The 13711-nt window shown below is 32.7% G+C and carries 11 protein-coding genes; 5 read left to right on the forward strand and 6 right to left on the reverse strand.

Annotated features, from left to right (window positions below; genetic code table 11):
* Positions 1 to 87 precede the first annotated feature (87 nt).
* Genes ACVEGE_RS18655 through ACVEGE_RS18670 form a run of 4 tightly spaced genes read left to right on the forward strand, consistent with a single transcriptional unit; the run spans position 88 to position 2962 of the window.
* Entirely contained in the window at positions 88 to 642 is a 555-nt protein-coding gene (locus ACVEGE_RS18655) for an RNA polymerase sigma factor (RefSeq protein ID WP_192500946.1), read from the forward strand.
* Positions 639 to 1175, forward strand: coding sequence for an anti-sigma factor (locus ACVEGE_RS18660; RefSeq protein WP_173856130.1), 537 nt, complete (start codon positions 639 to 641; stop codon positions 1173 to 1175). Before ACVEGE_RS18655 ends, ACVEGE_RS18660 begins: the two co-directional genes overlap by 4 nt.
* The gene (locus ACVEGE_RS18665) at positions 1159 to 2223 is read left to right on the forward strand and encodes a hypothetical protein (RefSeq protein WP_225738115.1); all 1065 of its coding nucleotides are present in this window, start codon (positions 1159 to 1161) and stop codon (positions 2221 to 2223) included. Before ACVEGE_RS18660 ends, ACVEGE_RS18665 begins: the two co-directional genes overlap by 17 nt.
* A 10-nt stretch (positions 2224 to 2233) precedes the next feature.
* Positions 2234 to 2962 carry a head GIN domain-containing protein gene (locus tag ACVEGE_RS18670; protein ID WP_192500947.1) on the forward strand — a complete coding sequence of 243 codons (729 nt, stop codon included), beginning with the start codon at positions 2234 to 2236 and terminating at the stop codon, positions 2960 to 2962.
* A gap of 72 nt (positions 2963 to 3034) precedes the next feature.
* Here the strand turns inward: ACVEGE_RS18670 and ACVEGE_RS18675 are convergent, their stop codons facing one another.
* From ACVEGE_RS18675 to ACVEGE_RS18700, 6 genes are all read right to left on the reverse strand, one after another.
* Entirely contained in the window at positions 3035 to 4336 is a 1302-nt protein-coding gene (locus ACVEGE_RS18675; protein WP_192500948.1) for an MFS transporter, read from the reverse strand.
* A gap of 138 nt (positions 4337 to 4474) precedes the next feature.
* On the reverse strand, positions 4475 to 5293 hold the full coding sequence (locus ACVEGE_RS18680; RefSeq protein ID WP_192500949.1) for a M48 family metallopeptidase: 819 nt from the start codon (positions 5291 to 5293) through the stop codon (positions 4475 to 4477).
* Positions 5294 to 5382: 89 nt separating this feature from the next.
* Positions 5383 to 7782 carry a glycoside hydrolase family 31 protein gene (locus tag ACVEGE_RS18685; RefSeq protein ID WP_458008600.1) on the reverse strand — a complete coding sequence of 800 codons (2400 nt, stop codon included), beginning with the start codon at positions 7780 to 7782 and terminating at the stop codon, positions 5383 to 5385.
* A 201-nt stretch (positions 7783 to 7983) separates the two neighbouring features.
* Positions 7984 to 9891, reverse strand: a complete 1908-nt coding sequence (glgB, locus tag ACVEGE_RS18690) for a 1,4-alpha-glucan branching protein GlgB (RefSeq protein WP_192500950.1) — start codon at positions 9889 to 9891, stop codon at positions 7984 to 7986.
* 60 nt (positions 9892 to 9951) lie between these two features.
* Positions 9952 to 11232: a glucose-1-phosphate adenylyltransferase gene (locus tag ACVEGE_RS18695; protein WP_192500951.1), complete on the reverse strand. Its 1281-nt coding sequence runs from the start codon at positions 11230 to 11232 to the stop codon at positions 9952 to 9954.
* Positions 11229 to 12650: a glycogen synthase gene (locus tag ACVEGE_RS18700; protein WP_192500952.1), complete on the reverse strand. Its 1422-nt coding sequence runs from the start codon at positions 12648 to 12650 to the stop codon at positions 11229 to 11231. Before ACVEGE_RS18700 ends, ACVEGE_RS18695 begins: the two co-directional genes overlap by 4 nt.
* A 181-nt stretch (positions 12651 to 12831) precedes the next feature.
* Between ACVEGE_RS18700 and ACVEGE_RS18705 the strand changes: the two genes are divergently transcribed.
* Entirely contained in the window at positions 12832 to 13701 is an 870-nt protein-coding gene (locus ACVEGE_RS18705; RefSeq protein WP_173853362.1) for an alpha/beta fold hydrolase, read from the forward strand.
* Positions 13702 to 13711 lie beyond the last annotated feature (10 nt).

Raw genomic sequence — 13711 nt, forward strand, 5'->3', positions numbered from 1 at the left:
ATTTTGAAATATTAATTAAATTATTATTTACAAAAGTGTAACAGTTCTAAAAATAATCAGTCTCTTTATAAAACCTTAACTAACTATTTGAAATTAGCCAGCAAACATATTGACGAACTAATTGCGCTTTGTAAAAAAAACGATCAAAAAGCACAATTTGAAATTTATAATCGCTACAGCAAAGCGATGTATAATGTGGCTTTTCGTATTGTAAAAGACTACCATTTTGCCGAAGATATTATGCAAGAGGGTTTTTTAAAGGCTTTCATCAAAATTGATTCTTATAAAAATGAAGTCGCTTTTGGTGCATGGCTAAAAAGAATTATTGTTAACTGCAGTATTGATTTCTACAAACAACAGAATAAATATTACAAAGAAGATTTTGATAATCTTGCAGTAACACTAGTCGAAAACGATAATGACTTTATCGATAGCGCTAGTTTTAATGAGTTAAAAATGCAACAAATCTTGGCAACATTACAAACTATGAAAGAGAGTTATAGCATGGTGCTTACTTTATTTTATATTGAAGGCTACGACCAAGAAGAAATTAGCGAAATACTGAATATTAGTTACGCTAATTGCCGAACCACATTGTGTAGAGCAAAAGAGAATTTACGATCCAAATTGATGAAATTATGAGAAATGAAAATGAAAAATTAGATCAAATGTTTAATGAACACCGATACCAGTGGGATACCGAACATTTAGAATTGAATCACGAACAGCGATTTTTAAAAAAATTAAAAAAGCAAAATCCTATACAGAAATACTTTTTCCAGATAACTGTTGCTGCTACAATTTTAATATTATTGGGAATTTGTACCTTTTATAAAGCAGAAGAAAAGTCAAAAACCTTTGAATTTGCATCTAAAGAAACAAAGCAAACCGATTCTATTTTTACTGTTTTAATAGCGAATCAGTTAAATAAAATTCAAGAAAAAAAATCACCTGAAAATGAAAAAATAATTTCGGATGCATTGAAACAAATGAAGCAACTAGACAATGATTACAATAAAATTATTATTGAATTGCAAAAAAACGGAGAGAATAAAGTGATCATAAATGCTTTGATTAGCAACTTACAAATAAGAATTTCTTTTCTGCAAAATGTATTGCAACATATTGAAACTAATGAGAAATTAATTAGCTTAAAAGATGAAAAAACAACGTAAATACCTTTTTATTTTATTTTCAATTCCTTTTTTGATGTTTTCGAATGGGGAGAAATTTACACATACCAAACAGAAAAACATAAAAAAAACCTATCTCGTTAATACTGATGCCAGTTTAGCCATTACTAACTCCTACGGAAGCATTACAGTGATACCTTGGGATGAAGACAAGATTGACCTTGATATTACGATCAAAGTAAGTAGTAACAACGAGAAATGGGTCAACCAGCGCCTGAATGACATTACAGTTGAAATTAGCGCATTAAAAGGACTCGTGAGCGCTAAGACGATAATTGGTAACTCAGGTTCAAGAAACAATGGGTCCAACAATAATTTTGAAATAAACTACATTATAAAAATCCCAAGAAATAGTAATAATGTCAACCTCAACAATAAATATGGAAGCATTATTTGTACTGATTTGTTATCGAGTACAACCATTTATTGTAAATATGGAAAATTAACATTGGGCAAATTAAGTAGTAATAACAATGACATCCAAATAGAATATTGCGATAATTCGAGCATCAGCTATTTGAATAATGGAACTATTACAGCAAAATATTCCGACTTAAATATCCAGCAAATAAACAAACTTGATTTAACCTCAGACTATACTGATATCGATATTCAAGACGCAAACGAGGTAAAATATACCAGTAAATATGGGGATTTGAATTTTCAAAATATTAAAAACTTAGACGGATTAGGTAATTATTTAAAAATAAAGGTGGGCAACCTCAACGGAAACATAAAAATAAATACCAAGTACAGCGATATTTTAATTCATACCATCACTGCTAAAGCTTCAGCTGTAGCTATTGTTTCAAATTATAGCAACTCAACTATTGGATTTGATGAAAATTTTGATTTTAATTTTGATGTTATTCTGAGTTACGCTAATTTAAAATACTCAGGAGATTTGACATTTATAAATAAAGAAGAAACAAATAACACTAAAAAGTATAGTGGTTATTATAAGAAAAAAGGAAGTAATTTAATTAAGATTTCTTCTGATTATGGAAATGTATCATTAATCAAAAAATAATAAAACAATCATGAAAAATCTATTAAATTCAATGTTGTTAAGCGGATTGCTTTTTACAACTATGGCAAACGCACAGTGGTTTTCTAAAAACACAATCAAAGGGAACGGAAAAATTGTAACAGAAAAACGAAGTACAGCTAATTATGATCAAATAAGAGTTGGAGGCTTTTTTGATGTAGAATTAGTTTCTGGTAAAGAAGGTGCTATTACAATTGTAGGGGAAGAAAACATTCTTCCTTTAGTAAGAATAGAAGTCGAAAATGGAGTTCTACTTATTTATACTGAAAAGAATAAAAGCATTAACACAAGTAAAAAATTACTCATTACGGTCCCTTTTGAAAGCATATCAGATGTTTCTCTTGGAGGATCAGGAAGCATAACTACTAAAAGCACGATAAAAACAACTAAATTTTCAGTAAAATTATCAGGTTCAGGAGATATCAACCTTACTCTTGACGTAAACGATGCAGAGGTTAATATTAGTGGCTCTGGTGATGTAAATCTAAAAGGTAAAGCAACAAACTATGACGGTAAACTATCTGGTTCAGGAGATCTTAACACGTATGAATTAAACGCTGAAAATGCAAATGCTGTTATTTCTGGTTCAGGAAACATACAACTATTCTGTTCTAATAATTTAATTGCAAGAATATCTGGTTCTGGTAGTATCAATTATAAAGGTAATCCTAAAACAAAAGATACTAAAGTTAGTGGATCTGGTAGCATTTCTGCAAAATAAACGCATTGTTATAGCATAAAAAAGCTGTTTTTAAGAATTCTTAAAAACAGCTTTTTTAATTTAATTACATCACTATTCTTTTTCTTCTTTCATAAAACTTAAAACGATAAAACCAAGCAGAAAGAAAACAGCTAGAATGAAAAAAGAATTTCGCATCGAGTCGGTTATTGCTCCTACGAACCCAAAAATAAAGGTACCTACTACAATAGCAATTTTCTCAGTCACATCAAAGAAACTGAAATAAGTAGCATGATCTTCAGTATGAGGTAAAATTTTAGAATAAGTTGAACGTGATAAGGTTTGAATTGCTCCTAATACCAGCCCTATAGTTCCTCCAAGCGCATAAAATTGTAAGTCAATAAATTCACTTTTAGCATCTAATAAATAAGCGGCTATGCAAATTCCGCCCCAAATAATAATAGTTATTTTTAAGGTTTTAATATTTCCAATTTTTTCTGATATTCTTGAAAATATATAGGCTCCTAAGATCGCAACTAGGTTAATCAATAAAATGATTATAATTAATTTACTGGTGTCTATACCTAATTCCTTTTTACCATAAAGGCCCGCTAACAAAATGACTGTTTGCACTCCAATACTATATAGAAAGAAAGCTGTTAAAAATTGTTTTAGCGCTTTTAACTCATTCAAACTCTTTAAAACTCCTTTAAGTTCTCTTAATCCTTTAAAAATATAATCTTTCTCCGGTTTTTTATGAAACACATTATTAGGTAAATAATAGAATGTCACTTGTGCAAAACCAATCCACCAGATTCCTACCGCTAGAAAGGAAATACGAGCAGGTAGCGATCCATCTGTAATACCAAACCATTCTGGTTTCATTACCATTGTTAAACTAAAAGTAAGCAATACTAGCGAACCTAAATAACCAAACATAAACCCTTTAGCACTAACTCTATCATGTTGTTCCGGATAAGCAATTTCAGGCAAATACGAATTGTAAAAAACGATACTTCCCCAGAAACCAATACTCGCCAAGATGGTTCCTAAAATTCCTATCCATAAAGTGTCTTGTCCTGTAAATAAAAACAAACTCATCACGGATAGTGAACCTAGGTAGCAAAAGAATTTTAAAAACTTTTTCTTGTTACCCGTATAATCTGCTATTCCAGATAAAATAGGCGACATTAAGGCTACAATTAAAAACGATAACGATAATGAGTAAGACAGTAGAGATGAATTATTAAATTCGGTTCCTAGAAATTGAACCTTACCATTGTTTCCATTTGTAACTGTCTCATAGTAAATAGGAAAAACAGCCGTTGCTATAACCAAACTATAAACAGAATTTGCCCAATCGTAAAAAGCCCAAGCATTAATTAATTTCTTATCTCCTTTTTGTAATGATTTCATAGGAATCTTTTTTATACGAATTTATTTATTTTATGGAGTAAATATATAAAATCTACTTTAACATTAAGGATAAAAATTTTAACAAAAAAAGCCAACTCGTGAGAGTTGGCTTTACAGATTACAGATAATCTTAATTTATTATTTGAATTTTACTCCAAATTTTGCTGCTGTCGCTTTAGCTTCTGGAACCATTGCTTTTAGATTTGCAATTCTTGTAGCATCAGAAGGGTGGGTACTCATAAATTCAGGTTGTGCAGCTCCACTAGAGTTTGCTGACATTCTTGTCCAGAAAGCAATTGCTTCCTCTGGGTTGTATCCTGCAATAGCCATTAATGTTAATCCTATTTTATCAGCTTCACTCTCATTACTTCTACTAAAAGGTAACATTACACCGTACTGTGATCCTAAACCATAAGCGGTATTAAAAGCCTGTTGTGTAGTTTCACTTTTACCTGCTGTGGCAACAGCAACTCCCATACCTATATATTCTTGTAGTTGAGCATAACCCATACGTTGTGCTCCGTGATTAGCTAACGCATGTGAAACCTCATGTCCCATTACAGTTGCTAAACCAGCATCATCTTTAGTAATAGGTAAAATTCCAGAATAGACTACAATTTTCCCTCCTGGCATACACCAAGCATTTACATCAGGACTTTCAACTAATTTATATTCCCACTCATATCCTTTTAGATATTCTGTTTGACCTAGAGAAGCTAAATATTTTTCGGCCGCTGCTTTAATTTTTAACCCTACAGACTCTACTTTTTTAGCATCTGCTGTTCCTGTTATCACTTTATTTTCTTTTAAGAAAGTACCGTATTGTTGAAATGAACTTGGAAATAATTGATCGTTAGAAACAAGATTTAAAGTTTTTTTACCCGTTAATGGATTTGTACCACAAGAGATCAATAGCGCTAAAACACCTAATCCTACTAATATTGTATGCTTTTTCATAATAGTTTTTTTAATATTTAACAAAAATACAATTATAATTGAGTAATCATTTATAAAATCATCCTCAATTGTATCATTTTAAAACTATTTTAAGCTCCCATGATGTGCAAAACATGGAATTCTTTAGCTACTTTTAAAAAACCATCTTTTAAGAAAGCTTCCTTATCAAAGGCTACTTTTTCATTATTGATTTGGATATCATTAATTTCAAAAGGCAATCCTATTAGGTTAATTTTATAATAATCGTAATTCGTTTCAAACTTACCTTCTTTGTGCAATTGTATAATAACCTCTTTATCACGTCCAGTTACCTGAAATGTTAAAAAGCTAAACCTACCTTTTTTATAATCATATCCGTCTTGTGCATCTTCATAGACTACTGACTTTTCGTTTCCTTCTTTGTAATACACGTCTAATGTCAATTCATCAAAATCCAACTCTTCTACATATTGTTGAACAGGGTATTTTGGAATCACCGCTCCTGCTTTTATAAACACCGGAATCTCATCAAATTTAGTATCTACCCACATCTCTTTTCCTCCAATAACGAGGTTGTTTGTCCAGTAGTTGTACCATTCACCGCGAGGCAAATACATTCTTCTTCCTACCGCATTAGGTTCTAATATAGGACAAACTAGGATTTGGTTACCAAAAATAAACTCATCATTACGATAATGTGTTTGGATGTCGTCTTGATCATAATATACTAAGGGTTTTAACATAGGAACTCCCTCTTCTATATATTGCCAAAACATCGTGTACAAGTAGGGTAGTAATTGGTAACGCAGGTTAATAAACTTACGAGTAATATCAATTACCTCAACATCAAATGCCCATGGTTCTTGATTCCCATGATCACCAGATGAGTGCGTTCTACAAAAAGGATGAAAAACCCCTAACTGAATCCATCTAGCATATAATTCGCCGGAAGGCTGTTCAGCAAAACCACCAATATCAGAGCCTGTGAAACCCATTCCGGAAATAGACATACGTTGCACTTGTATATTTGCAATCCATAAATGCTCCCAGGTAGCTACATTGTCGCCCGTCCATGAAGAACTGTAACGTTGCGTCCCAGAGTATGCGGATCTTGTAATAATAAAGGGCCTTTTAGGATAGGTATATTTCTTAACTCCGTGATAGGTTGCACGAGCCATTTGCATTCCATAGATGTTATGGGCTTTTCTATGACTACAAGGGTTTCCGTCGTAATCATGGCGCACGTCCATAGGGAAAGTTTTATTAGGTACTTCCATAACTGCGGGTTCGTTCATATCGTTCCACACGCCTTTTACACCTACCTCAGCAATTAATTCTTTGAATAATCCAGCCCACCATTCTCTCACTTCGGGATTAGTGTAATCAGGAAAATTACATTCTCCCGGCCATACCTTTCCTTTCATATAGGGACCATCGGCTCTTTTACAGAAATAATCATTCTTTAATGCCTCATTATAAACGTCATAATCTTTATCAATCTTAATTCCTGGATCAATAATTACCACCGTTTTAAACCCATCATCAGCGAGTTCTTTCACCATTCTTTTTGGATCCGGAAAATAGTCTTTATTCCAAGTAAAACATCTAAAACCATCCATGTAATCAATATCTAAATAAATCGCATCACAAGGAATTTTTAACGCTCTAAATTTGGCTGTAATTTCTTTTACATTACTCTCCGGATAATAACTCCATTTACATTGATGATACCCTAGAGCCCATAATGGAGGTAGTTCCGGTTTACCAGTCAGATCAGTATAAGTAGTAACTACGTCCTCCATTTGTGGGCCGTAAATAAAGTAGTAATTCATCTCTCCTCCCTCTGACCAAAAGCTGGTTACATTTCTACGCTCTTGGCAGAAATCAAAAAAGGTTCTGAAGGTATTATCAAAGAAAATCCCGTAAGCTTGTTTATTTTGTAATCCAATATAAAACGGAACTACTTTGTATAACGGTTCCTGATCTTTTTGAAAAGCGTATTGATCTGTAGCAAAGTTTTCAATTCGTTTGCCTTTTAAGTTCATTTGAGTCGCTTTATCGCCTAAACCATAAAAACTCTCTCCCTCCTTTGAAGCTTTACTCATTTTAACAATGTTGCCACCAAATTCATAACTCTCCTCCCAATGAAACCCCAATTCATCCTCAAGCAAAACCAAATCATTAAGATCGTAGATAGAGACTCTTAAGTCGGCTTTTTGAATTTTACATTTAACTTTGCTAGTTTTTATTTGATAAAAAGTCTCCTCATCTGTCATTTCTAAAAAATTGTACCCGTGAGAATGGCTTTGATCAATAGCATACGAAAAGTCATTACTAAAATAACCCTTGGTAGTAAAACGAAACCGAATCAAACTATCTCTTAATACGGTGACTTTTAATATTACATTATTTTCAGTATGAAAGTAAAAAGAATCAACATTTTGTTCAAAAGAAACTATTTTTGAAGGATATAAATCTCCTTTATATTCTAATTCAGTATTTGTAATCATAAGGTATGTTATTAATTTTTAAGCCTTTATTCCTAGGTAAAATTACAAAAAAACTTGATTTCTACTTGGTAATAAAAACAATATTAACGAAAACGTTATAATGAAATAACGGCATCCAAAAGCACTAAATTATTGATTATTTATATTTTATGATTAGAAAAAAAGCATTCAATAATTAGCCGTTATTCTAAGCTAACTAAATTATGAAATTTTAAAAACGTTAACACTTAATGGTCCTAACAATAATGCTGCTGAATAGTCTCTACCATCGTATGGAGAAGACTCAATTGTTACTTTTTCGTTATTTTTCACATCGCTACCGCCATATATTTTAGCATCAGAGTTAAAAATGGATACCAGTTCTCCTTTTTTAGGAATTCCTATTCGATAATTATCACGAACAACCTCTGTAAAATTGCAGACTATTATAAGATCGTCTTTAGGATTATTCCCTTTGCGGATGAAAGAGAAAACTGCATTTTGATGATCAGAATAATTAATCCATTCAAAACCCTCTTGACTAAATTGTTTTTCATACAAAGCGGCTTCCTTTTTATACAAGCTATTCAAATCAGTGACTAGTTTTTTTATGCCACTATGGTAAGGATATTGTAATAAATGCCAATCTAAACTTCCTTCAAAATTCCACTCTTCACTTTGTCCAAACTCACACCCCATGAATAATAGCTTGGTTCCAGGATGGGTAAACATATAACCGTATAACAAACGTAAATTTGCAAATTTTTGCCATTCGTCACCAGGCATTCTTCCTGCAATAGATTTTTTACCATGCACTACTTCATCATGTGATAAGGGCAACATAAAATTCTCTGAAAAAGCGTAGGTCATTGAGAAAGTCAATTCGTTTTGATGGTACTTTCTATAAACGGTTTCTTTTTTAAAATAATCAAGCGTATCATGCATCCAGCCCATCATCCATTTCATACCAAAGCCCAAGCCTCCCATTGAAGTAGGCTTAGATACCATAGGAAAAGAAGTACTTTCCTCTGCAATGGTTTGAACTGCCTCATAATTAGCATAAACTGCCTCATTGAATTCTTTTAGAAAGCTAATTGTGTCTAAATTTTCATTTCCTCCATATATATTTGGCTCCCACTCGCCTTCTTTTCGAGAATAATCTAAATACAACATTGATGCTACTGCGTCAACACGCAATCCATCAACATGATAATGTTGCAACCAGAATAATGCATTACTTATTAAAAAAGAACGCACTTCATTGCGGCCATAATTAAACACTAAACTTTTCCAGTCCGGATGATAGCCTTTTCTTCGATCTGGATGTTCATAGAGATTAGAACCATCAAAAAATCCCAAACCGTGAGCATCATCTGGAAAATGAGAAGGAACCCAGTCAAGAATCACAGCTATTCCCGCTTGATGTAATTTATCAATCAAGAACATAAAATCTTGTGGTTTTCCAAAACGTGAAGTAGGTGCAAAATACCCTGTTAATTGATAGCCCCATGACGGATCATAAGGATACTCCATTACGGGCATAAATTCTACATGAGTAAAACCTGTTTCTTTTACATAATTCACTAAATCATCAGCAAATTCTATATAAGTCAAAAAACGGTTTCCATTATCATGTCTTTTCCATGAACCAAGATGAACTTCATAAACGGAGTAGGGTTTGTCTAATCCATTGTGATTTTGACGCACATTCATCCAGTTCTTATCTTTCCATTTATAGTCTAAGTCCCAAACTACTGAGGCCGTATGAGGTGGCTTTTCACAATAAAAAGCAAATGGATCTGCTTTCTCTGTTACAATATCATTGTTAGTTGATTGAATTTTATATTTATAAATAGCGCCTTGTTGTACATTTGGAATAAAACCTTCCCAAATACCTGATGAATCCCAGCGCACTTCTAATAAATGCGCTCCTTGTGTCCAGTAATTAAAATCACCTACAACAGATACTGTCTTTGCAGTAGGTGCCCAAACGGCAAAATAAACGCCTTGTACCCCCTCTTTTTCTATTAAATGTGCTCCTAACTTTTCATATAAACGAAAATGCTTGCCAGCTTTAAACAAATCAATATCAAAATCAGTAAAAAGAGAATGTGATAATACGTTACTCATATAAGCGTGTATAATGCTAACTATAAATTAGACTATTAGTATAAAAATAATTTTTGATCGCTATTCTATTCTATAATTATCTGGTATAATTGCCCCTTTTTTAATGACTACAATACCTTCTTTAATAGCATATAAATCGTTATTAAAATCTGCAAGATGTTGTCCACCATTGATATAAATATCATTCCCTAGTCTGCAATTTTTATCTACAAGAGCATTATTTATAAAACACCTTTCTCCTATTCCTATTAGTGTTTTGTTGTTGGCTTTATCTTTATCCATATCCTCTAGGCTTTGATAAAAATCATTACCCATTACATAAGTATTTTGAATTACACTTCCTTCTCCTATTCGAGAACGAATCCCAATAACCGACTTCTTTATCTCCTTAGCACTAATAATACACCCTTCAGATATTAAGGATTTTTCAATTAGCGAATTATTAAATTTAGATGGTGGTAATAAACGCGGTCTGGTATATATTTTATTGTCATTATCGAATAAGTTAAATTTTGGAATGTCATCGGTTAGACCAATGTTTGCCTCAAAAAACGAATCTATATTACCAATATCAGTCCAATAACCCTCATATTGATAACTTAATAACTTGCGTTTCCCTACAGCTTGCGGAATAATTTCTTTTCCGAAATCTTTAGTGTCTGGGTCAGCCATTAACTCAATCAACAACTCTCTATTAAAAATATAGATTCCCATAGAAGCCAAGTATAATTTACCCTCGCTTCTCATTTGATCACTCACCTCCGACTCCCAGTCAACTAATAATTCCTTAACTGGTTTTTCTATAAACGATTCAATACCGTTCTCATGGTTTGTTTTTAATATTCCAAAATCAGGTGCATCTTTAGCATTTACTGGTAAAGTAGCCACAGTGATTTCGGCACCAGAATTTATGTGGGCTTCAATCATATCGTTAAAATCCATTTGATACAACTGATCTCCGGATAAAATTAAAGCGTAATCAAAATCATGATTTAAAAAATGTGGCATGCATTGTCTTACTGCATCTGCTGTGCCTTGAAACCACGTAGGGTTGTCTGGAGTTTGCTCCGCAGCTAGAACATCTACAAATGCTTGACTAAAAGCATTAAAAGTATAGGTGTTTTTAATGTGCGCATTTAAGGAAGCTGAGTTAAATTGGGTTAAAACAAACATTCTCTTAATGTCTGAGTTCATACAATTTGAAATAGGAATATCAACTAATCTATATTTCCCAGCAATAGGCACTGCAGGTTTTGACCGTGTAGCAGTTAAGGGATATAATCTTGAACCTTGACCTCCACCTAGAATAATCGAAACAACATTTTTCTTTTTGACTCTCATACTTTTGCTATTAATAATTTGTACATTTCTAAATACTCTTGACAAACTCGCTCCCAGGAATGGTCTGTGCTCATTCCTAATTTTATTATTTTATTTAAATGATCTTTATCTTGGTATAAATTTATTGCTCTTTGAATAGAATAAAAAATGTCTCCTACTGAAGCCTGATCATGACATATTCCATTTCCTCCATCTCCAAAATCGATTACGGTATCTTTTAAACCGCCTGTTCTCCTAACAATAGGCACCGTTCCATAGCGCATAGCGTACATTTGGTTCAAACCACAAGGTTCTACACGTGACGGCATCATTAAGAAATCAGCACCACCGTAAATTAGATGGGCTAACTCTTCATTATACCCTATGTAGGTATTGTAATTGCCTTTATAATCAATTAGCAAACTATTGAGGTCTTTTTCTATTTCAGTATTCCCAGAGCCTAGAATTAGAATATTAATTTCTTTATAATTTTGTGATAATGCTAGTGCAGCAGCTTGTGGCAATAAATCACCTCCTTTTTCTTCCAGTAATCTTCCTATAAATGAAAATAATGGTTTGCTTGGATCCAAATTGAATAATTTACACAAGACTTTTTTATTGTCGCTCTTTCCCGATTCAAATGCTGTAATGTCATAGTTATTTTCTAGCATTTTATCCGTTTCGGGATTCCAAACGTCAGTATCTATTCCGTTTAAAATGCCTATTGATTTATAACGCACCATGTTAAATAACGGTTCAAGACCATTTGCAAACTCATTAATTTCATCTAGATAACTAGGAGAAACAGTAGTTACTTGCCAAGCACACTTTACCCCTACAGCAAGAGAGTTAATACAATTGCCCCATTCTAATAAATTAGCATGTTCTAAATTAAATTCAGCTAAGTAATTTAGTTTATCAAAACCAAATTGCCCTTGATACAAACCATTATGTATGGTAATAATAGAAGGCACTCTTCTTAATTTCTCGTATTTATAACTATACAACATCATAAACGGAATCAAACCTGTATGATGATCGTGACAATTTATAATATCCGGCATACACTCTCGAGAAACAATCCAGTCTAACGTTGCAATTTGAAAGGACACAAAACGCTCTATGTCGTCTTCGTAACTATATACATTAGGTCGGTCAAATAATTCTGGTATGTCAACGAGGTAAAATTCAAAACCCAATATATCTGTGGCTTCTTTAAGTATGTTAAAACAAAAATCAAACTTACCTAGCTTAACACTACCTGAATAAACGCTCTCAAAAACATTCTCTTTTTTAAACTTGGTGTCATAACACGGTATTATAACTTTTACATCTTGGTTGGCTGCTTTTTGATACTTAGGTAATGCACCTACTACGTCAGCTAAACCTCCTACTTTTGCAACTGGGTAACATTCTGCACTAATGTGAAATATTTCCATTCGTTAATTTTGAAATGCTGTTAATTATCTGGTTTTTAAAAGATAGCCTTATTTCTAACACAACAACCGTCATGTAAGTCATAATAAAGGCAGTAATTATTTATAAAATACAGTACATTTATCTTTTTCTAAAATTAGTGAAAAATAAATAAAATAAAAGAGCTCTTAAAAATTTATTGATATGTCAAAAAAGAAACCTAATACTACACAATCCACAAAAATTCCCGCCATAATTACGGGAACAAGCAAACTAATCTCATATATTTCTCCAAAATTAACCACACTTTTTGCTTCTAAATTATTTACAACGCCTATAAAACACAAAACTCCTAAGCGAGAATTTGAAATGATTGCTAACAGTATTCAAAAAAAAATTCTTATCCCTGAAATAAAAAAGGAAGTTGTAGTCTATGAATATGGTATTAGTGACAAAAAAGTTTTACTCGTTCATGGATGGTCTGGTCGCGGGACGCAATTAGTAAAAATTGCAGACGAATTTATAAAAGCAGGCTTTTCAATAATAAGCTTTGACGCGCCTGGACACGGTAAATCTCCTGGAAACAATAGCATCATGGTCGATTTTATTGCCACAATTCATGAAATAGACAAACTATATGGTCCGTTTGAAGCTGCCATTGGACACTCACTTGGTGGCATGTCAGTAATTAATGCCATTAAAGAAGGGCTTAAAGTAAAAAACGCTACGATTATAGGTAGTGGCGATGTAGTTCAGGATATTATTGATGATTTTATATCTAAATTAAAATTACCAGCAAAATATGCAGTATTACTTAGAGAGTTTTTCGAAAAAAAATACGGCGGAAAAATGAGTGACTATTCTGTTTTCAAAGCAGCTCAGAGCCTCACAATTCCCGTTTTAGTAATTCATGACAATCAAGACTATGAAGTTCCTGTATCTGCAGGTCTTAATATATACAAGCATTTAGCTAACGGCGAACTAATGCTAACTGAAAATTTAGGACACCGAAAAATATTAGGCGACACCCAAGTTATCGAAAAAGTCGTTAACTTTACACGTACTCATCTATAAAAAATCACAA

This window comes from Flavobacterium sp. PL002, from assembly GCF_054165825.1.